This window comes from Geomonas sp. RF6 (assembly GCF_021044625.1).
In the GTDB taxonomy this organism is placed as follows: Bacteria; Desulfobacterota; Desulfuromonadia; order Geobacterales; family Geobacteraceae; genus RF6.
This window is the reverse complement of record NZ_CP087999.1, coordinates 1,598,259-1,618,984: the sequence shown is the minus strand read 5'-3', so window position 1 is coordinate 1,618,984 and position 20,726 is coordinate 1,598,259. Positions and strand designations below refer to the sequence as shown.

Annotated in this window: 16 protein-coding genes and 1 riboswitch; of the genes, 5 read left to right on the top strand and 11 right to left on the bottom strand. The window is 61.1% G+C overall.

From position 1 onward, the window contains the following. Nucleotides 1–5 precede the first annotated feature (5 nt). Nucleotides 6–1,070, top strand: coding sequence for a type IV pilus twitching motility protein PilT (locus LPW11_RS06940; protein ID WP_230997399.1), 1,065 nt, complete (start codon nt 6–8; stop codon nt 1,068–1,070). Nucleotides 1,071–1,395: 325 nt separating this feature from the next. Here the strand turns inward: LPW11_RS06940 and LPW11_RS06935 are convergent, their stop codons facing one another. Then, on the bottom strand, nt 1,396–5,352 hold the full coding sequence (locus tag LPW11_RS06935) for a methyl-accepting chemotaxis protein (RefSeq protein ID WP_230997398.1): 3,957 nt from the start codon (nt 5,350–5,352) through the stop codon (nt 1,396–1,398). Between the two features lie 338 nt (nt 5,353–5,690). On the opposite strand from LPW11_RS06935, the gene LPW11_RS06930 reads away from it, so the two are divergent. Beyond that, complete coding sequence (locus tag LPW11_RS06930) at nt 5,691–5,831, top strand: hypothetical protein (protein WP_230997397.1); 141 nt, start codon at nt 5,691–5,693, stop codon at nt 5,829–5,831. A gap of 83 nt (nt 5,832–5,914) precedes the next feature. Here the strand turns inward: LPW11_RS06930 and LPW11_RS06925 are convergent, their stop codons facing one another. The 6 genes from LPW11_RS06925 to LPW11_RS06900 all read right to left on the bottom strand — a co-directional run bounded on the left by LPW11_RS06925 (nt 5,915) and on the right by LPW11_RS06900 (nt 13,470). Further along, nucleotides 5,915–7,516, bottom strand: coding sequence for a methyl-accepting chemotaxis protein (locus tag LPW11_RS06925; RefSeq protein WP_230997396.1), 1,602 nt, complete (start codon nt 7,514–7,516; stop codon nt 5,915–5,917). 298 nt (nt 7,517–7,814) lie between these two features. Beyond that, complete coding sequence (locus LPW11_RS06920) at nt 7,815–8,567, bottom strand: SDR family NAD(P)-dependent oxidoreductase (protein WP_230997395.1); 753 nt, start codon at nt 8,565–8,567, stop codon at nt 7,815–7,817. 142 nt (nt 8,568–8,709) lie between these two features. Then, nucleotides 8,710–9,651 (bottom strand): DMT family transporter, encoded by a 942-nt coding sequence (locus tag LPW11_RS06915; RefSeq protein ID WP_230997394.1) that lies wholly within the window; start codon nt 9,649–9,651, stop codon nt 8,710–8,712. 94 nt (nt 9,652–9,745) lie between these two features. Next, nucleotides 9,746–11,503: an alpha/beta fold hydrolase gene (locus tag LPW11_RS06910; RefSeq protein ID WP_230997393.1), complete on the bottom strand. Its 1,758-nt coding sequence runs from the start codon at nt 11,501–11,503 to the stop codon at nt 9,746–9,748. 1 nt (nt 11,504) lies between these two features. After that, a complete protein-coding gene (locus LPW11_RS06905) occupies nt 11,505–12,713 on the bottom strand; it encodes a glycosyltransferase (protein ID WP_230997392.1) in 1,209 nt (402 codons plus the stop codon). Nucleotides 12,714–13,191: 478 nt separating this feature from the next. Next, the gene (locus LPW11_RS06900) at nt 13,192–13,470 is read right to left on the bottom strand and encodes a hypothetical protein (protein WP_230997391.1); all 279 of its coding nucleotides are present in this window, start codon (nt 13,468–13,470) and stop codon (nt 13,192–13,194) included. Between the two features lie 143 nt (nt 13,471–13,613). After that, a riboswitch (cyclic di-GMP riboswitch) is annotated at nt 13,614–13,689 on the bottom strand. A gap of 370 nt (nt 13,690–14,059) precedes the next feature. On the opposite strand from LPW11_RS06900, the gene LPW11_RS06895 reads away from it, so the two are divergent. Together LPW11_RS06895 and LPW11_RS06890 are read left to right on the top strand one after the other, a co-directional pair. Beyond that, complete coding sequence (locus tag LPW11_RS06895; RefSeq protein ID WP_230997390.1) at nt 14,060–15,478, top strand: LamG-like jellyroll fold domain-containing protein; 1,419 nt, start codon at nt 14,060–14,062, stop codon at nt 15,476–15,478. Between the two features lie 261 nt (nt 15,479–15,739). Beyond that, on the top strand, nt 15,740–16,162 hold the full coding sequence (locus tag LPW11_RS06890; protein WP_230997389.1) for a pyridoxamine 5'-phosphate oxidase family protein: 423 nt from the start codon (nt 15,740–15,742) through the stop codon (nt 16,160–16,162). 88 nt (nt 16,163–16,250) lie between these two features. On the opposite strand, the gene LPW11_RS06885 is transcribed toward LPW11_RS06890, so the two are convergent. Both LPW11_RS06885 and LPW11_RS06880 read right to left on the bottom strand, forming a co-directional pair. Further along, nucleotides 16,251–16,916: a M24 family metallopeptidase gene (locus LPW11_RS06885; RefSeq protein ID WP_230997388.1), complete on the bottom strand. Its 666-nt coding sequence runs from the start codon at nt 16,914–16,916 to the stop codon at nt 16,251–16,253. Between the two features lie 178 nt (nt 16,917–17,094). Continuing rightward, nucleotides 17,095–17,466, bottom strand: a complete 372-nt coding sequence (locus LPW11_RS06880; protein WP_230997387.1) for a pyridoxamine 5'-phosphate oxidase family protein — start codon at nt 17,464–17,466, stop codon at nt 17,095–17,097. 192 nt (nt 17,467–17,658) lie between these two features. On the opposite strand from LPW11_RS06880, the gene pdxR reads away from it, so the two are divergent. Beyond that, nucleotides 17,659–19,065 (top strand): MocR-like pyridoxine biosynthesis transcription factor PdxR, encoded by a 1,407-nt coding sequence (gene pdxR, locus LPW11_RS06875; RefSeq protein WP_230997386.1) that lies wholly within the window; start codon nt 17,659–17,661, stop codon nt 19,063–19,065. Between the two features lie 181 nt (nt 19,066–19,246). On the opposite strand, the gene LPW11_RS06870 is transcribed toward pdxR, so the two are convergent. Further along, nucleotides 19,247–19,828 (bottom strand): TIGR00730 family Rossman fold protein, encoded by a 582-nt coding sequence (locus LPW11_RS06870; protein WP_230997385.1) that lies wholly within the window; start codon nt 19,826–19,828, stop codon nt 19,247–19,249. Nucleotides 19,829–19,890: 62 nt separating this feature from the next. Then, nucleotides 19,891–20,472, bottom strand: coding sequence for a hypothetical protein (locus LPW11_RS06865; protein WP_230997384.1), 582 nt, complete (start codon nt 20,470–20,472; stop codon nt 19,891–19,893). Between the last annotated feature and the right edge of the window lie 254 nt (nt 20,473–20,726).

The following is a 20,726-nucleotide window of genomic DNA, read 5'->3' as shown; positions in this document are numbered from 1 at the left end:
GATCAATGGCAAGGATTGACGCGCTTTTCAAACTCATGAGCGACAAGGGAGCTTCCGACCTGCACCTCTCGACCGGCGCACCACCGATCTTCCGTGTGCGCGGCGAGATGGAGCGGCAGAACTTCAAGACGCTGACGCACGACGAGCTGAAGGCGATCCTGTACGAGATCATCTCCCCTAAGCAGCGGGCGGTCTTCGAGGAGAAGCACGATCTCGACTTCGCCTACAGCGTGCCGGGGCTGGCGCGTTTCCGCGGCAATCTCCTGATGCAGCACCGCGGCATCGCCGCCGTCTTCAGGATCATCCCGAGCAAGATCCTCTCCGCCGACGACCTCGCGCTTCCGGAAGCGGTGCGTAACCTGACGAAGCTGAAAAAGGGGCTCGTGCTGGTGACCGGCCCCACCGGCTCCGGGAAGTCGACGACCCTCGCCGCGATGATCGACCTGATCAATTCGACGCGAAACGAGCACATCCTGACCCTGGAAGACCCGCTGGAGTTCATCCACGAAAACAAGATGTCGCTCTTCAACCAGCGCCAGATCGGGGAGCACTCCGAGAGCTTCAGCGCCGCGCTGCGTGCGGCGCTGCGCGAGGACCCGGACGTCATCCTCGTGGGGGAGATGCGCGACCTGGAGACGATAAGTCTCGCCATGAGCGCCGCGGAGACCGGGCACCTGGTCTTCGGCACGCTGCACACCAACTCCGCCGCGAAGACGGTGGACAGGATTGTCGACGTCTTCCCGAAGGACTCGCAGGAGCAGGTGCGGGCGATGCTTTCCGAAGCGCTGAAGGGGGTAATCTGCCAGCAGCTGCTGCGCACGGTGGACGGGAAGGGACGGGTGGCCGCCCTGGAGATCATGGTGGGGACCCCGGCGATAGCGAACCTTATCAGGGAGTCGAAGACCTTCCAGATCCCCTCCATCATGCAGACGGGGCGGAAGGACGGGATGCAGCTGATGGACCAGCACATCCTCGACCTGCTGAAGACAAAGAGGGTAACTCCCGAAGAAGCGTACCGCTGCTGCAACGACAAAAAGCAGTTCGAGCAGTATCTGGAACCCGCCTCCTAGCACTGCGCCGCGTTGGTGACGGTCGAACCCCATCCCCCTCCTGTCCTCCCCCTTGAAAGGGGAGGGACGGACTGCCGGCGGCTGAGGCTTTCGGTGCCCTCGTCGCATGAAAAAGGTTCTTCCGGGAATTCTGGGGGAGCGTGGGTATATTCCCACAAAGCACAGCAGAAGGCCTAACGTTCCCCCCTTCGCAAAGGGGGGGACGTGATGCCTCGTGCAGCCCTTCATTGGAACATACTACGGCTTCCTCTGAATTCTCGGATGAACCAAAAAAAGCCCCCCGGGAAGGTCTCCCGGGGGGCTTTTTTGCTGCTGACTAAGTGGCCTAGAACCTCTCGAAGTCGTCGCTGTCGAGGCTTATGCTCACCCCGCCGCCGCAGGCGGCTTTCTTCTGCGGCTGCTTCTGGGGCTTCTCTCCCGCGAAGGTCCGGCGGGGCGCGGTGAGCGGGGTCCTGCGCACACCCTGGTACTCGCCGCCGTTTTCATTCACTTTGAAGAAGTGCATGGTGTTTTGCAGCTGCACCGCCTGGGTGGAGAGCTCCTCGGCGGTGGAGGCCATCTCTTCGGCGACCGCGGCGTTCTTCTGGATCACGGAGTCGAGACCCTGGACAGCCTTGTTGATCTGCTCGACGCCGCTGTCCTGCTCTTTCGATGCGGCGCTGATTTCCTGCACCAGCTCTGCGGTCTTCTGGATGTTCGGCAGTATCGTCCCGAGGAGCTCGCCCGCCCTCTCGGCAATCTTCACGCTGGAGACGGAGAGGTGGGAGATCTCTCCCGCCGCCTTCTGGCTCCTCTCGGCGAGCTTTCTCACCTCGCTTGCCACCACGGCGAACCCTTTGCCGTGGTCACCTGCGCGTGCCGCCTCGATCGCTGCGTTCAGCGCGAGCATGTTCGTCTGGCGCGCGATCTCCTCGATGATCCCGATCTTCCCTGCGATCTCCTTCATGGCGTCGACCGTGGAGGCCACCGCCCTGCCACCTTCCTGTGCGTCCTCGGCGGACTTCACCGCGATCCGCTCCGTCTGCAGCGCGTTGTCCGCGGTCTGCTTGATGTTGGCGCCCATCTCCTCCATGGAGGAGGAGACCTCTTCAGCGGTCGCCGCCTGCTCGGAGGCACCCTGGGAGGTGTGCTCCGAGTTCGCGGAGAGCTCCTTCGAGCCTGCCGCGACGTTGTCGGCTGCGGACTTCACCTCCATGACGACCTCGGAGAGTTTCTCCACCATCGTCCCCAGGTCCCTCATCAGGTCGTCCTTCTCGGAGCGCGGCATGACGGTGACGGTGAGGTCGCCGTTGGCGATCTCCTTGGTGATGTGGCAGATGTTGTCCATCGCCGTCTTCACGCTGCGCAGGCTGTCGTTGATCTTGGTGAAGTTGGCATGCGCCTCCTTCGTGTGCTGGTCCGGCTCCTGTACCACGAGCTCGAGGTCGAGATCGCCGTCCGCCAGAAGGAGCAGGTTCTGCGCCATCCTGTCCACTTCCGCCTTCGTGTAGTCCCTGTTCCTGATGATGGCGGTCAGATCCTGCACGACCTCGACGTACCCGATCTTCTCCCCTTTGCGGTTCACGAGGTGGGAAGTTTCCTGCTTGCACTTCGAGCCGTGCCAGTCGAAGAAGCTCTCCTTCACCCCCTGGTGCAGCTGCTTGATGCCGCAGTTCGGGGTGTTGCAGATATTCGCCGCGGCGTTGGAGCAGGCGCAGCCGAGTGCGGATTCGCGATCCTTTATCTGCCCCGCGTCGATCAGGAGCTTCTCGAACGGCTTGTTCAGGAAGGTCCAGTTCATGTCGGCGTCGGTGACGTGGATCGGGAAGGGGACTGCGTCGATGATCGCCTCGTACCAGTGCGTCTTGTCGAGGAACATGTCGAGCGTCTTGTTGACGCCGTCGATGATGTTCAGGTACTCGCCGAGGTGGCGGCTGGCGTCGGCGCGGTAGGTGAAGTTGCCACCGAGTGCGGCGGCCACGAGCCCTTCCCCGTCCGTTACCAGGTTCCCCACCGCGTCCTTCACGGCGGAGAGGCTGCCGCTGATGGTGAGGAAGTTCTGGCGCGATTCCTTCGTGTGCTCGTCACCCTCGTCCACGTGGAGGTCGAGCTCCAGATCCCCCTTTGCGAGCCTGGTGAGGTTCTCCGCGATCCTTTCCACCTCGGCCTTCGTATAGTCGCGGTTCTTGATGATGGCGGTGAGATCCTGCACGACCTCGACGTAGCCGATCTTCTCCCCTTTGCGGTTCACGAGGTAGGAGGTGTCCTGCTTGCACTTGGAGCCGTGCCAGTCGAAGAAGCTTTCCTTGATCCCCTTCTGCAGCTGCTTGATACCGCAGCCGGTGGTGTTGCAGATGTTCGCGGCGGCGTTGGAGCAGTCGCAGCCGAGTGCGCTCTGGCGGTCCTTGATCTGTCCCGCCTCGACGAGGAGCTTCTCGAACGGCTTGTTCAGGAAGGTCCACTTCATATCGTTGTCGGTGACGTGGATCGGGAAGGGGACCGCGTCGATGATCGCCTCGTACCAGTCGTTCTTGTCCACGACGACGTCGAGGGTCCTGTTGACGCCGTCGATGATGTTCAGGTATTCGCCGGAGTGGCGGCTTGCGTCGGCGCGGTGCGTCAGGTTGCCGGAGAGGGCGGCGCCCACGAGGCTCTCGGCGTCGGCCACCAGGTTTCCGACGGCGTCCTTCACCTCTGCGAGGCTGCCGCTGATGGTGAGGAAGTTCTCCCGCGCCTCCTGGGTGTGCTCGTCCCCCGCAGCGACGCTGAGGTCAAAGTCGAGGTCGCCCTTGGCGAGCCTGGTGAGGTTCCCCGCGATGCGATCGACCTCCGCCTTCGTGTAGTCGCGGTTCTTGATGATGGCGGTGAGATCCTGCACGACCTCGACGTAGCCGATCCTCTCCCCTTTGCGGTTCACGAGGTAGGAGGTGTCCTGCTTGCACTTGGAGCCGTGCCAGTCGAAGAAGCTTTCCTTGATCCCCTTCTGCAGCTGCTTGATGCCGCAGCCGGTGGTGTTGCAGATGTTTGCCGCGGCGTTGGAGCAGTCGCAGCCGAGTGCCGTCTCGCGGTCCTTGATCTGCCCCGCCTCCACGAGGAGCTTCTCGAACGGCTTGTTCAGGAAGGTCCACTTCATTTCGTTGTCGGTGACGTGGATCGGGAAGGGGACCGCGTCGATGATCGCCTCGTACCAGTCGTTCTTGTCCACGACCACGTCGAGGGTCTTGTTCACGCCGTCGATGATGGTGAGGAACTCGCCGAAGTGGCGGCTTACGTCTGCGCGGACCTGGAAATCGCCGGCTACCGCGGAGGTGACGAGAGTTTCGGCATCCTCGATGAGGTTGCCGATGGCGTCTTTGACGTTTTCGAGGCTGCCGTTGATGATGAGGAAGTTGGTGTGTGCCGCCTCGGTGTACTGGTCGGGCTCCTGCACGTTGAAGTCGAGGTTGAGATCGCCCATGGCGAGCTTCGTCAGGTTGCTCGCCATACGCTCGACTTCCACCTGGGTGTAGTCGCGGTTTCTGATGATGGCGGTGAGGTCCTGTACCACCTCGACATAGCCGATGCGCTCCCCTTTGCGGTTGAGGAGGTAGGAGGTCTCCTGCTTGCAGCTCGAGCCGCACCAGTCGAAGAAGCTCTCGCGCACCCCTTTCTGCAGCTGATGGATGCCGCACCCTTCGGTGTTGCAGATGTTGGCGGATGCATTGGCGCAGGGGAGCCCGACTGCCTGCACGCGGTCCTTGATCCGCCCTTCCTTCACCAGCAACTCCTCGAACGGCTTGTTCATGAAGGTCCAGTTCATGTTGTTGTCGGTGACGTGGATCGGGAACGATACCGCATCGAGGATGCCGATAAACCAGTCTCTCTTCTGGCTCATCGCCTCAACGGCGGCGTTCACCCTCTCCGCGAGGAGGCGGTGGGCGCCGCGGAAGCTTTCCTCGTCGGCGCGCACGCTGTAGTGCCCCTCGAGAACAGCGTCCGTGACCGGCTGCAAGCCGGAGAGCAGCCCCTCCATGGAGGCAGCTGCCTGCAGGAGGGCGACGGAGGCCTCATCCACCGGCTCGAGGTCGAGGGTGGTTTCACCGGCGGCGAGCTTCAGCGCACCCGCCGTGACGCGCTGCAGCGCTCCCGCACAGGCGGAGGAGAGGTAGGCGCCGATGAGAAGGGTCGCCACCGGCGCCGCGAAGAGGAGGGCAATCCCTGCCCCTCCGGCGACGTGCAGGGCCGCGTAGCTGCCTAGGCCAGAAGCCGCGGCGGCGGCCACGAATCCGGCCATCACCTTTTTGCACAACTTGAGACTCTTCATTTAATGAACTCCCTTCTTGTAGTTTTAAGCTCAATCGGAGCGTCGAGAAGCACGTTCGAGCCTATGGTTCCTGCCGTCGTCCTCATGCGGTGGTAGGGGAGAGGAGTAACAAGGGAGCTATTCGGCTTAACGTGCTAAAGGTTTAATTTCTATGAAATTAATTTGGACTAACTGTGACGTGCGGTGGGCAGGAAAGGGTGGGCAGGGGAGGGAAGGGCAGGGGAGGGAAGGGGCGCCGGGAACGCCTTGCGGCTTATCCCGGCCTACATGGACCGAATCGTGGCGGCGCGGCAATACTTCACCTTGTTCATGAGGTCGCACCGTTCTACGCTAGAGGTATGACAGCACTATTTCTCTTCATAGTGGCGATAGTTGCCATACTGTTGACGCTGTGGCTCCTGCTGATCCCTGCCGGGGTGGTGGCCGGTTCCTTCCGTGCACTCCGGCACGGCGGCAGGAAGGGCGCCAGAAGGGGGTAGCCGCCTGGCGCACTGACATCCGTCAAACCATCGTCAGAGACAACGCTCTGTACCCCTACCGGTCTACCCGCACCGCCGCTCCATCAGCGCGCGAGGGTAAAGGTGCTCACCAGCCCGAGGAGTTGGTCGGCGTGGCTGGAGAGGTCGCCGGCGGCGGCTGCAGAATCCAGCAGGCAGTCGGTGTTTAGCTGCATGACCTCGGTGACCTGGAGAATCTTCACCGTTATCTCGCTCGTCGTTGCGGTCTGTTCCTCTGCCGCGATCGCTATCTGGTTGATCTGCTGGCTCACCGCATTGATCTGATCCTGTATCTTCGCCAGGGCGTCACCGGAACGTGCCGCCTCGGTCGATCCTTTTTCCACCTCGCTAACGCTTTCCTCCATGGCACTCACCGCAGAGCGCGTTTCGTCCTGGATCCCTTTGATCATGGAGCCGATCTCCCGGGTCGCCCGCGCCGTGCGGGCTGCCAGCGCGCGCACTTCGTCCGCCACGACCGCGAACCCTCGCCCCTGCTCCCCGGCCCTCGCCGCCTCGATGGCGGCATTAAGCGCCAGGAGGTTCGTCTGGTCTGCTATGTCCTCGATCGTGCAGATGATCTCACCGATCTGGTCGGAGCGGCAGCCGAGCTCCCGCACGCTCCGTCCCGATTCGATCACCTTCTCCGAGATGCGTTGCATCCCTGCCACGGTCTCTCGGACGACCGCTACACCTGCTGTGGCGACTTTGCTCCCCTCGTCCGAGCTGTCGGCCGCCATCGTGCAGCTCCTGGCGATGCCGAGCGAGGTTGCCGACATCTCCTCGCTGGCGGTGGCCACCGTCACGATCTGCTGCACCACCAGCTCCGAGTTGGAGGAGATCTGCTGGCAGACGGAGTTGAGGATGCTCGAGGAGGAGGCGACCTGGGAGGCGGTCTCCTTGATTGATGCGATGAGGGCGTTCAGGTTGTGCAGCACCTTCCGCGAAGATTCCGCCAGCTGCCCTATCTCGTCGCTCCCCCGCATCTCGATCTCCACGGAGAGGTCGCCGTCGGCCAGGCGGCGGTTCACCTCCACCATCTGGCGCAGAGGGCGTAGCGAGCGCCGCACCAGGAGGAGGGAGAGGAAGGAAAGAGTTGCAGCGAGGAAAGCCGCCATGCCGATCAGGATCCAGTGGAGCCGGTTGTACCCGGCGAGGTACTCGCTCTGCTTGACCCCCACGTAAAGGATGCCGATGACTTCGCCAGCTGCATTCCGGATCGGGTCGTAGGCAGTGAAGTACGGCTCCCCGAGGATCACAGCCTCACCACGATACGGCTTTCCTTCATTAAGTACCGTATCGTGCGCTGCCCCCTGGAGCCTCGTCCCGATGGCGCGGCTGCCGTCCCCCTTGAGGACATTGGTGGACACCCTCAGGTCACCCATGAAGATGGTGGCAGAGCCGCCGAAGATCGCTTTGATGCGGTCGGGGAGTTCGAAGTTGTCGTTTATGACGTAGCTCCCGGCCAGCAGCTTACCCTGCACCACGGCGAAGTCGTGCCCCTTGTGACCCAGCAGCTCGTGCAGGCACCTCATGCGCTGCTCCAGGTCGACCGCAGCCCTTTGCACGAATTCTCTCTTGAAGGTGTCGAGAGCGAAGAGCGAGGTGGTGGTGATGCCGATCATGAGGAGAAGCAGGTTGGCGAGAAAGATCTTGTGGCTCAGTTTCATCGGTTTCCACTCCTTGAGTCCCGTAGCGTCTTCAGGCACATGCCAGTGACGGCGCAGGGTGGTGTTGTAGTTCTGCGCAGGGGGCGCGGAAGTAAAAGCTCTCATCGGAAGTTAACGAGAGAAATGAAGTTAAAAATGGCGAATAAATGTTTACGTTACGGAAGGGAGAGCCGCCGGAAGAGCAGAAGGAGGAGGGGGCTGAAAAGGTGGAGAGGATGCTGGTTTTGGATGTGAAAGGCCCGTGGAGATGAAGCCACGGGCCTTTTTTCTTCAGAAAAGAGTCTGTTTTGGCGGGCAGCTAGAGGTGGATCCCTCCGGAGACTTCGATCCGTTGCCCGTTTATCCACCTGCAGTCGTCGGACAAGAGGGCGGCGACTGCCCCTCCGATATCGTCTGGGAGCCCCACCCGGCCGAGCGGGGTCTGGGCCGCGATCGCCTTGTTCAGCTCGGGGTTGTCGCGCACCACGCCGCCGCCGAAGTCGGTCTCGATGGCGCCGGGGGCCACGACGTTGACGGTAATGCCGCGCGCCCCGAGCTCCACCGCGAGGTAACGGGTGAAGACCTCCACGGCCCCCTTCGCCGATGCATAGGCCGCGTACCCCGGGAGGCTGAAGCGAGCGAGTCCCGAGGAAATGTTCACGATTCTCCCGCCGTCTTTTATGAGGGGGAGAAGCATCTGCGTGAGAAAAAAGACGCTCTTGTAGTGGATGTTCACCATGCGGTCGAACTGCTCTTCAGTAGTCTCCGCAATGGGGGCATAAACCCCTGTGCCGGCGTTGTTGACGAGGAAGTCGAAATCGCTGCGCCCCCACATTTCCGAGAGTGCGCCCGCGACCCTGTCGCGGAAGGGTTCGAACGACTTGTGGTCCGAGACATCGAGCTGGAGCGCCACCCCTCTCCCCCCATTCCTTTCGATTTCCGCTACGACCTCCCTCGCCTGCTCCTCATTTGAATGATAGGTCAGGATGATGTCGGTGCCTTTGGCGGCAAGGTGCAGGCACATATTCTTGCCGAGGCCGCGGCTGCCGCCGGTTACCAGTGCGATCTTCATCGAAAGCTCCTTTTCCCTGATATGAAATAGACACGATACGATCAATGGTACCGCGCGCTGATTCTATCGGTAGGGGGAGCATGTGGGGGAGGCGAGGAATGTAGGCCGGGATAAGCCACAGGCGTTCCCGGCGGTCCACCGCTTACGCCTCTTCACCCGCGAGCCCGGGGACGGTGTCACGGGAGCGGCCGGCGCTTCGCAGGCTGACGAGGGTGATGCCGGAAAGGACGAGGGCCGCGCCTACTGCAAAATACCGGTCGATCGGCTCGTGCAGCAGGATGACCCCGAAGCTGACGCCGAAGAGGGGTGTCATGAAGGAGAAGGCCGAGAGGCGGGAGGCAAAATAGCGGGTCAGTAGCCAGAACCAGGCAAGGTAGCTGGCAAAGGAGACGATGACTGCCTGGAAGATGAGGCTCCCCCAGGCAACCGACGTCATCGTCACGGCGCCGGACTGCCCGGTTGCGGCCGCATAGGCGAGGAGAATGGCGCACGCTGTGGCGAGCTGGTAGATCAGGGTCTTTGCGGGGGGGGCATCGGAGAGGGTGGAGCAGCGGATAACGACCGTCGTCACCCCCCATGCGGCACCGGCGAGGATGCCGAAGAAGTCCCCCTTGAGGGTCTCGGGGCTCACGGCTGTCCCCAGGAAGCCTCCGGCAAAGGCGGTGACGATCCCGCCGAAGGCGATGCCGGTCCCGAGCCACTGCCTCGGAGTCAGGCGCTCCGCCGGCAGCTTCAAGTGCAGGCCGAGCGCGGTGAAGACGGGAGAGGTGTAGAGAAAGATCGCCATGTGCGAGGCGGAGGTGTGCTCGAGCCCCTTCGCCACAAAGAGGAACTCGGCGGCAAAGAGGGTTCCGGCGACGAGGCCGGGGAGGAGGGTGCCGTCTTTCAGGGTGAAGCGTTCCCTGCGAAGGAGCATGAAGATCGCGACGAGGGAAGCGCTGATCCCGGAGCGCAGACCGACCTGCATGATCGGCACGATGTCGTGCGCAGCCGCTTTTATCGCCACCTGCTGCAGCCCCCAGATCATGCAGAGAACCAGCATCAAACCTGCCGCAAACCCGTCGACATTTCTGCGTGCCGCCATTACAACCCCCTTCACCGCTCCACGATCGTGCAGCCTGCCAACCTACCACATTGTGGTGGGGAGGGGAACGGTTTTGGAGTGGGGAAATTGAGCTTTAAAAACGAGGACAGCTCGTGCAGCAGGAGGGAGGCGTTTCGCCGATCATCTGCCGGCGCTGGCGCATCATGACCTGCCCCTGCCAGATCTCCCCGAACGGGTCCAAAAGGAGGTTCCCCGCGCGGTTCTCAGGCTGGCAATCGCAGGCGGTAACCGTCCCGTCGACTGAAACGGGAAGGGTCTGCCAGGGGGAAACGCAGTGGGTTCTTCCCTCAGGGCGCTCCAGCAGGCGGGCGGGGTTGGAGAGGAGGTGCCTGTGATAGCGGTGCGGGAGCCCCAGTTCCTCGAGGCCGTGGACCGAGAGTACCGGCAGCCCGAGGGAAAACGCGGTGCGCACCGCCTGTCGCAACGTTTTCAGCGCTGCCTCTTTGCCGAGGTGGAAAAGGGAGTTGGCGGAGTTGAAGGTGAAGTTGAGGTCGGAGAGCATCATGGCGTCGACCCCCAGAGTCGCCGCGACCGAGACGAGCTCCTCGAGGTGGGGGAGGGTGACGACGGAAAGTGCCGTGAAGAGAGCCCGCGATACCTTCCTCGCCGCATCCGCCTGACGGCAGAACGCGCGGATGTTTGAGAGGATGAGCTCCATGTCTGAGCCTGGTCGCGCCGTGTCGGCCACTCCCTGAGTGACGGCATCGAGGCTGAAGGTGATCCCGTGCACCCCGGCGTCCAGGAGTCGCTCCCCCATATCGGGGGTGAGCGCCGCCGCGTTGGTGACGAGCGATACCCTCCGTCCTCGTGACACTCCCTCCCTTACCAGCGTGGCGACTTCCGGATGGAGCAACGGTTCGCCGAGCCCCACGAGAGTCACGCGGTAGCCGTGGGGCACGAGGTCGAGGATCCTGCGGAAGGTCTCCACCGACATGTCCCTGTTCTCCGAGCCGCGCACCGTACGGGCACAGAAGGGGCAGCGCAGGTTGCATCGGGTGGTGATCTCGATGTTGAGAAAGACCGGCTCTACCTGTGGCTCGGCCGCCACCGGACCCGCGAGATCCTCGAGGGACAGCCCCGCCGGGGAGGCGGCGAGGTGACGTAAGGAGTGGGGGGATGTGGTGAGGAAAGCGGCGGCCTCCGGTTCCACCGAGACGAGGCGTGCCATCCTCTCCCGCTCTTTTGGGGTGGGGCGGTGGCATGCATCGGAGACGGCCCGCAGCAGCACGTCCTCGACGAACCGTGAGCTCTCCCCCTTGAAGAGGTGGTGCCGGGCGCCCGGGAGGAGCACCGTCCGTGCGGAGACGATAGCCTCCTGCCAGAGGAGCACCTCGTCGCGCGGCACCAGTTCGTCCTCCTCCCCCTGCAGCAAGAGGACGGGACAGCGTCCGGAAACGGTGCGGGGATCGATCCTGTTCACCAGATGGACCATGGAGGCGAGGGAGGTGAGGGATATGGCGTTTCCAGGGGATGCGTGCTCTCCCCACCGTGCGATGTAAGGGATGTCGATCCGTCTCGGGACAGACACCAGAACCAGCAGACGCAACGCGGGCAAGTGATCGGCAAGGGCCGCCAATGCGAGGGTCCCGCCGGTAGAGTGGCAGATGACGACGAGGTCGTCGCCGCGATGCAGGAAGCGGGAGGCGGCAGCCTCGACCGCGACAAGGATTGCGTCGGTATCGAAGCGGGGAGGCTCGGCGCAGCCGTGGCCGGGGAGGCAAAGTGCATGTACTGCGTCGGCGCCGAGGCGCGCGGCAAGGGCTCCGGGGAGGGTGCCGAAATCGTCGGGCCTTCCGGTAAAGCCGTGGATGAGGAGGACGCCCGTTGCCATCTCAGTTCACCAGCATGTTGCAGAGAGTTTGAGTAGCCTGGAAGCTTTCGAGGATCGTGCGGGCGTGCGCCAGGCGGCCAGGAGCAATTGCCTCACGTGTACAGCTGCGTACCGCGGTGCAGAAATCGTCATCGCTCATCGCCTGGAAAGCGTCGATATAGACTTGGGAATTCCCCCTGAATATTTGGGGAGGGAGAAGCCTTTTGCCGCAGCCAAGCCGCTCGAGGCAGAGACCGTTATGCGCCTGTTCAGGCTGCAGCGGCATGACCAGTACCGGTACCTCGTGCGCGAGGGCCTCAAAGACCGTCAACTGCCCGCCGTGGCACACCAGCAGGGCGGCATGGGGGAAAAGGAGGTGCAAGGGGGCGAATCGACAGACAGTGACCCTTGCGGGAAGCTTTGATGCGCACAGGAGCTCGTTTTGCCCCCCTGCCGCCAGAAGGACGCGGTATCCCATCCCGGAAAGGAGGCGGACGGTACGGATGGCCACCTCGGCGCTGTTGACGCAGGTCCCGAAGGTGACGATGGCGAGTGGTGCCGCGTCCTCGGTGAGTTGCGGGATGTCCAGCTCGTCGTGCGGCCAGTAATTCCAGGAGACCGGGCCGATATGGTGGGTATCGATGCCGGGGGGGACAGCTGCAAACTCGGGGAAGTCCCAGAGGAAGGTACGCTCGCCCTGCAGCATCTCCCTGATATCGGCGATCCCTTCCAGACCGAAAGTCTTCAGCACCGCTCCCACTTTTCTGCCTGCGTACCGGTAGAAGTTGTCGAGGTATTGCTTCTGCTCGGCGGCTCCCTCTTCCCGGCGGTCGAACCCGAGGACTTCGGATGAAGAGTGGAGCATGCAGCCGCAGGTCAGCGAATCGAAGGGGATCCCGGCGAGTGCTGCAGAAGCCTTCAGCGTAAAGCGGAAGACGCCGAGGACCCGGTCGGGGCGATACTCCTTCATCAGGGTGACCTCGTTTCTGATGCACTCCGAGATCTTCTCAGCGTCGCTGAACCACTGCACCGTCGGGAGCCCGGCGTGGTCGTTTTCCTGCAGGTCCGGCAGAATTGCACAGGTGCGTCCGGAATCGCGGACGAACTGAGCGCGGTCCGCTCCCACCGCGAGCAGTGAATCATGCCCGAGGGCACGAAGCCGCTCATCGATGGCCAGGCATTTGGCGATGTGGGAGAGGGAGTTGTTACCCGGAACCAGGAGGAACTTCATAATAGGTTATCAGCCGGAGGGAGGCCCAGAACTCCTTGACGTTGGTGTCCCCGAAGCGGGGGAAGAGCCCAATTTAGAGGAAGACGCTGGTTTCGGCAAGGGGATTAATGAAATCTTGGGTGATTAGTGACAGGTGAACCGAGAGGGCGTGCGGGGAGAGGAGGCTCGTGGGCCGGCAGTTCAGCGGATGCCATCTTCACCCACCCCCTGTCCCCCTCCCCCCGTAAAGGGAGGGAGGACGAGGAATTTCAGGCTAGTAGCTGGACAGAAGCCGGTGGCGGAACACCAATGGCGGCTGCGCCGCCAACGCAGGCAAGATGCCTACGCTCCAGCGCGGAGGCAGCAGACGTCGCACACATGGGACATCCCGGCTCGAGAGACGGTGGCAGCACTCTGGAGGATAGGCTTCCCAGCCTGTCCTGCGGCGTTAGCCGCATCAGGGCAACTACTACAAGACGCCGCTAACGCTCTGCGATAATCAGTGCTTGCCGTGGCCGTTGCCGCGCCCGCCATGGCCGTGTTTCTTGTGGCCGTAGGCGTTACCACCTTTTTTGTGGTGCCCCCTGTCCTTTTCCAGGTAAATGACCCTTCCCCCTTCACGGTAGCACGGGCGCCCCCCTTCCAGATAAACATGTACTCCCGGCGGTGCGGGGAGATACCCGCTGATGTTGATATTTACCGAGGCTCCTGCCGAAGCGCTCGATGCAACCGCCACAAGTGCCAGTACCGCCAATGCCACCGTCTTTCCGTTTTTCATAGAATTCCCTCCTGCGGGGTCTTGAGCCCCTCTATTCTGATAGCGTAAGTTCCTGTCACGGCACGACTTTACTACGGCTCACTGTTCATGCAACAACTCCTTCAGGCCGCAAAAAAGCCGGGGCCTCATATCGTTGGGGATATTTCGGCGACCCGGCTGTCTCGGTGAGACCCTTAGGCTTTCCGTCCCACCCTCGCGGGTGGTTTAGTATTGTCGTCTATCGTACTGATTTTGAATGCCTTCATACGCCCCGGCACAGCTCATGTCAAGGCAAAAGTGACGGGAAGAACGGACCTCGTCACCCGATGCCCCGTTCCGTCCGCCCCACTCCCCTCCTGTACGAACATCGAACACTCAATCTCGCTGTGCAGCTTTTGAACAGCCAGCGGGGAGTAATTCGGCTGCTGATGCAGGAAAATCCGCTTCTTCCGCAGACGGTCAGGTGGCCCGCCCTGTGCAAGCGGCTTCGCCATCCGTCCAGTGATCGGTTTTGAAGGAGTGTGATATGCGAAGCTTAAGGAGCCTATCTTTAGCAGTAGTACTGGTACTGTCGGCGTCTGCGCCTGTGGTCGCGTCTTATCGGGACACCGTGCTGGCAGACACACCGGAGGCCTACTGGCGCCTCGGTGAGTCCGCAGGAACTGTTGCCGCCGACAGCAGTGGCAATGGGCATGACGCCACCTACTCCGGTCCCCTTCTCGGGCAGGCGGGGGCGATCGTAGGAGACGCTGATACCGCGGTGTACTTCGGTTCCTCAGGGATCATCCAGACCGGCAGCACCGGTCTCTTGCCGAGCCTTGACTCGTGGACGGTAGAGACGTGGGTCAAGGTGCCCGCGACCGGAACGCTGATGGAGATGGTGAGCTGGTACCCCGGCGGCTATTTCTGGGGGCACGGCAGCGCCTATATCCTGGGGATCAGCGAGCAGGGGGTCCCCACCTACACTCTCCAGGACGTCTCCGGCAACCTGATCATTCTGAAGGGACCGGCTGCGATCAACGATTCTTCCTGGCATCACGTGGTGGGGGTACTGGACCGTCAGGGGGGAGCCGTCAAGGTGTATGTCGATGGGAAAGAGGTCGCGTCCGCTCCGGTTGCCGCCTTGGGATTGATCGCGGAAAATGGCACGTCCCTCAACATCGGGCACCAATACAGGTACTGGACGGAGGCCTCCCACTTCCAGGGGATGATGGACGAGGTGGCGCTGTACCGGGGCGCGTTGAGCGCGGAACAGGTCGGGAACCACTACGATACCGGCCGCGGGCTCAGCTTCGACTCCGACGGTGATGGAGTTCCTGATGGCCTGGACAAATGCGCGGCTACCCCCGCCGGCTCCATCGTCGACACCAAAGGGTGCATCACCCAGTGCCCGTCGCAGACCTCCTCAACCGCAATCGACACAGCGGTTCAGGAGGCGTTGGCCGCACAGAGTGCTCTTCTTGCGGAGAAGGATGCCCTGATTGCCCAGAAGGATGCGACCATTGCGTCGCTGAACGCCGACAACAATCTCCTGACCGCAGCCGTTGCCTCGAAAGAGGACACCGTTGCAGCTTTGCAGAGAGAGGTCGCGACGCTCCAGGCGGCGATAGCGGATAAAGATGCCGCGCTCGCAGCCCTTAACGCGTCGATTGCTGCTCTCAGGGCGTCGCTTGCCGAGAGGGAGCAGGCCATATCTCAACTGCAGCAGCAGGTTTCCGCCCTCGATGGGACGATCGCAGCGCTGACTTCCTCCAGTGATGCAAAGGATCAGGCAATCGCCCGCCTCAACTCGCAGATGAGCCTGATGTTCACAGCCGCGCAGCTGGACAAGGCGGTGCTCGATGCGAAAGCGGTCGCACAGCAGGAGTTGATGGCGGTTCTGGTGGGGAACCTGCGGAAGGTCTTCGGTGACGCCGGCTTCTCGCTTCCGGGAGGCACTGCCATAGAGCAGATAACCAGTTTCACCGATGCCCTCGGGAAGATGCCTGCGGGGCAGATCAAGAAGCTGCATGAGTTGACCGGTAGGTAAGCCAATTTCCGGAAGGCCTTATTTGTCAAAGAGGCCGTTGGCGTATGCCGACGGCCTCTTTGCATTGGGCGGAGGTGAAGCCGGAGCCAACCATGACACGCCCAAAAAAGAATAAGGGAGGGGGCTGCTATAATTGAATCTGGACCTCGAAGGGTGCCGGCGCCATTTCAACGGTAGAACCCTCTCCCGGGGCATTAACGTGCACCGTGCCGGGGGAGATCCAGATTCCAATCGCAGCTAAAGGTTGAGAGGGGGTAATGAATGGACAAAAAAGAGATCCTGGAATTCATGACTGCAAATCCTGTTTTTCATCTGGCAACTGCTGAAGGGAGCAAGCCGCATGTGCGCGGCATGCTGCTATACAGGGCGGATGAGAACGGAATTATTTTCAACACCGGAAAGGTGAAAGATCTGCACCAGCAGCTGACCGCAAATCAGCAAGTAGAGTTGTCGTTTCACAACGGCAACTTCGAGAACCTCATCCAGGTTCGAGTCTCAGGTACTGCCGAGCTTGTGGAAGACCTCGACCTGAAGAAAGAGATCATAGAGCAGCGGGACTTCCTGAAGCCCTGGGTAGAAGAAGTCGGATATGAGCCGGTTGCGGTTTACCGAATCCGAAATGGTGTGGCGACAGTGTGGAGACTGTCGGGCAACCTGGCACCGAAGGAGTATGTCGAGCTATAAGTAGGTATTGGGTGAGAGCCCCCCGCCGGATTGGCGGGGGGTGAGGGGAAAGGAAGACCTCTCCGGTCCGCGAATGGGGGACTTCTTGCTACATAAGCAGGTCCTCGTAGAATGAACCGAACTGCTGCTCAGGGTGCAGGAGGTGGATTTCCACCATCCAGAGGTTTGGTGCCGGTGTAAAAGTGATTTCAGATAGCGGGCCTTCGTAGTGCTGGCCGCTCGGAAAATCCCCCAGCCTGTGCCCGCCGAGGTCGAGGTTCAACGTCCACCCGAGCTCTTTCGCCTTTTGCTCCGCAAAATTGTACAGCTCGGCGCCGGTCGCCTTCTCCGTTTTCCACTTTTCCAGAACAGCATTGAATACATTCCGGGCGTCTTCTGCGGCGCGTCGGAAGTCCCTGTTGTTCCCGGTCACGAAGGTATCACCGGCATCCCCCTCGTACTCACCAAAAACGGGTCCCACATCGATAAAGAAGATGTCGTCCTCGCCGAGCACCACCCCCGGATCGGACTCGGCGCCGAAGGTTTTGGTGGTATTGGTCCCGAAGCGGATGTAAGCCTTGTGGAAGTTCTTGCTCGACCCCATTTCCTGCAGTGTCTCCGCCACAACCGTGTTGGCGTACTCCTCCGCCATCCCGGGATGCACCTTTGCCGCGATGCGATGTACCGCCTCCTTGGCCTTCGCCCTTGCTTCGAGCATCAGCTGAACAGAAAAGTCCGCTCTCGTCCCTTCCAGTGTCTCGCGGTTTTGCTCCATGTGGTCTGCTCCTTTTGGTGGATTTGCCAGGCTACGCTTCGCAAGGGTATAGCACGTGCCTGACAATTTTCAATTGCACCTGGATCTTTTGAAACGGGAAGACGATCTGCAGCGCTCATCGCCAGAGCAGCAGGGGCGGGGCTGAAAAGATTCCTGAATTCGCACCCGGTGCTGGTGCCTACAGGGTCTGCGTGACGGAGGTGACCTTTACAGCCAGTGCGGCACGCGCCCAGGGGTACCTCGCCTTCACCTGCTCGAAACTCGCTCCGGCATAGAGGAACTCCGCGGTTCCCTTGATGAGAAAGCCGGTTCCGGCGCCGAGCTTTCCCTGCACCTCGTGACTCCCTATCGTTAGCAGGATCCGGTTGTCTTTGGAGATGTTGGTCTCCGTCTCGTGCATGTAGCCGGCCGGGATCAGCATCCACCCCTCTTCGGAGAACTGCAGGTAACTGTTCCAGGTGTTGACCAGGTGCGGGCCATCTTCGCCTTGGGTGGCGATCGCCACCACCCCCGGGTGTTTCAGAACTTCGAGCGCTTTTTCGGGAAACATGGAACTCCTCCATTTGTTGTATTTTCTGCTGCCTGGATATCTGTTACAGATATTTCACATTTTGACCCCATCCTCTAGAGCAGATAGCAGGATCTCGGTAGGGACAGATTCCCTTGACGTCTGCGTCCCGAAAGCTCTACCCTGCCATCTGAGCAGCCAACAAAGGTGCCACACAAGAGCAGGGGAGAGGTCATGCTGGTCCTTAGCCACGACAGCCAGGTTCCATTGTACACGCAGCTCTACAGCCAGATAAAGGGAGCGATCCTCTCCGGGAGATTCGCCGCCGATTCAAGACTCCCTTCGGTGAGGGACCTGGCGCGCCAACATCTCATCAGTCGCAACACCGTGGAGAATGCCTACCTTGAGCTCTACGCCGAAGGGTACATCTACAGCAAGGAGCGCAGCGGGTATTTCGTCTCCCCCTTGAGCCCCGACGACGTTCTTGTCTCCCCTCCGGCCAGGGGTGCTGCGCGGGAGACGGTCCAGGAGACACAGTGCCTATTCGACTTTCATCCCGCTCGACTCGATGCGGAGGCATTCCCTGAGCGCATCTGGCGGAAATGTCTCCTCGACGCATTGCACCGCGGGTCCCGCGATCTGAACCATTACTCCGAGGCGCAGGGAGAGGGCACCTTGCGCGGAGAGATCCGGAAATACCTGGAACAATCCCGCGGCGTCGTCTGCGACATCGATCAGATCGTTGTCTGCGGCGGACTTCAGCACGGACTCGACATCGTGGCGCATCTCCTGAAAGACAGTCGCCCCGTGGTTGCGGTCGAGGATCCCGGCTACCACCTGGCGCGGTCGGTCTTTGCGAACCACTCCCTGGAGGTACTTCCTCTCCCTGTGCTGGATGAGGGCCTCGACCTCCGTGCGCTCCAGGATAGTCGCAGCACCGTGGCCTACGTCACGCCGTCGCACCAGTTCCCGATGGGATGTGTGATGCCGATCGCGAACCGCCTGAAGCTTCTTCGCTGGGCAAGGGAGGGGGGCAACTTCATCATCGAAGATGACTACGACAGCGAGCTTCGTTATCACGGCCGGCCAATTCCATCGCTGCAAGGGCTCGATCCGGACGGCAACATCGTCTACTCCGGCACTTTTTCGAAGGTGCTGTCTCCGGCTCTGCGCGTCAGCTACCTGGTGCTGCCCCATTCGCTACTGCCCGCCTACCGTCGCCTGTTCAGCGATTATGCTCCTTCGGTGTCGGTGCTGGAACAGAGGGCACTGGCGCAATTCATGGAGCAGGGGCACTGGGAGCGCCATGTGCGGCGGGTGCGAACCCTCTATCGGAAGAAGCATGACGCGCTGTTGCGTGCGTTGGCCCGGCATTGCGGCGAGCGCGCCAGTGTCATAGGGCAGGGCGCAGGGCTACATGTGGTGGTGCAACTTCACGATACTGCAGTTAAAGAAGAAGAGCTTGTCGCCGCTGCACGCCACAGCGGCATAAAGCTTTTTCCCTTCTCGACAACGTGCGTCAATCGGAAACCGGAAGAAGGAATGGTCATCCTCGGGTTCGGCGGTCTGAGTATCGACAGGATTGAAGAGGGGGTCGCTCTCCTTTTCCAGAGCCAGCAGAAAAGAATATCCGCAGAGTAGCTGAAAGAACGGGGCGAGGCACAGGTGCAGTTTCTTGTTTTTTGTTGGGGGCAGGGAACACACAAATCCGCGACTGCACGGGCGCCCTGGGCGCAAGCCGCTCCAACGGAAGCAGAAAGGGCCTTGGCGTGTGCCAAGGCCCTTTCTCTGATAACTCTTCCGCTGAGACGATCCGTCGAGGTCACGTTTCCTTTTCATCCACCAGTTTGGGAACCAGAGGCGGCTCGTACCCGCGGAATCGGCGGAGGAGTTCCCCGGCTGTTTGCTCGACGATGAGCATGGCGCGCTGTGCGTTCTGGACGAACTGTTCGGCGACGGCATGATCCAGAAATGCGGCGAGTCCATCGTAATAACCCGCCACATTGAGCAGACCGCACGGCTTGTGGTGAAAACCGAGTTGCGCCCAGGTCCAGACCTCAAAGAGCTCTTCAAGCGTTCCGATGCCGCCAGGGAGGGCCACGAAGCCGTCAGAGAGATCGGCCATCAGCATCTTGCGCTCGTGCATGGAGCCTGTCACGTGCAGTGTGGTCAGCCCCTGGTGCGCCACCTCTTTGGCGACCAGCGCTTCAGGAATGACACCGACGACTTCCCCCCCGAGACTGAGGACTGTGTCGGCGAGCATACCCATAATCCCGACTTTCGCGCCTCCATACACGAGCCTGATGTTGTTTCCCGCCAGCACAGCGCCCAGCGCCCGCGCAGATGCCGCGTAGGCATCGAGCCTGCCGGGGCTCGAGCCACAGTAGACGCAAATGCTTTTCATCTCTGACAACCTTTCTTCCTCCCGTCGCTTCCTCTTTCGAAGGGTAATACCTGCTTCTGTGGTTAAAGCTCGCCGGTATATTGGAGGAGGCGGTTCACGACCTCCTTTACCTTGCCAGCTATGGTGTTCACCCGCCCCCCGGTACCTTCAGGTGCGACATCATCGGGAGACCATATCTGTTTTACGGTGCCAAGAGCGATATTTTTGCGCCAGGTTATTCGGTCGTAGTTGTCCGTTATGCCACAACAGGCAGCTCTGTTCCACTGGTCACGGCTCTTTGATTTCCATTTTGCTTTAAACTCGGGAAAAGACAACTTGTCCCCATAGTTCATCTCCGTGACATCTATTGCAGTTGCGTTCCCGTTGGCATTGCGGTGCACCTTTTCGACGTAGGCGACGTGCCAGTAGTTCTTGATTGTGAAAATGGCGACATCACCCTCGGTCACATTCGTGACGTCCGTATTCTTCAGCGATGGCATATCGTCCTTGTAAGGGATAGGGAATGCCGGGATCCGATCCTTTATATAATCGACACAATACCCGCCTTTTGCCATCCAGTCTTCACAGTTACAGCTCACGGCATAGCAGCTCGTATATATGGTCGAACTTATGATGGTAAGGAAGATCACTGTAAAGTATTTCATGACATCTCCATGGGCTTCAGTCTCCGATTTGCTCACGCGGAGGGGATAACACAGACGCAATGCACAGGGGTGAAGCCGGTGCCTGGGAAGAGCACGACCGGACGGTGGCGATCAAGCCACATCCCCTGTCCTGATGCCGCGCGCGGCTCCACTTTCTCTTTATTTCTGCACCTCGGTTGCTGCAGCAGGGAGAGAGCTCCGTTCCCGAGGTGCAACTAATTGGTTGGGCTTACAGTTGTGCTGCGGGAGGAGAG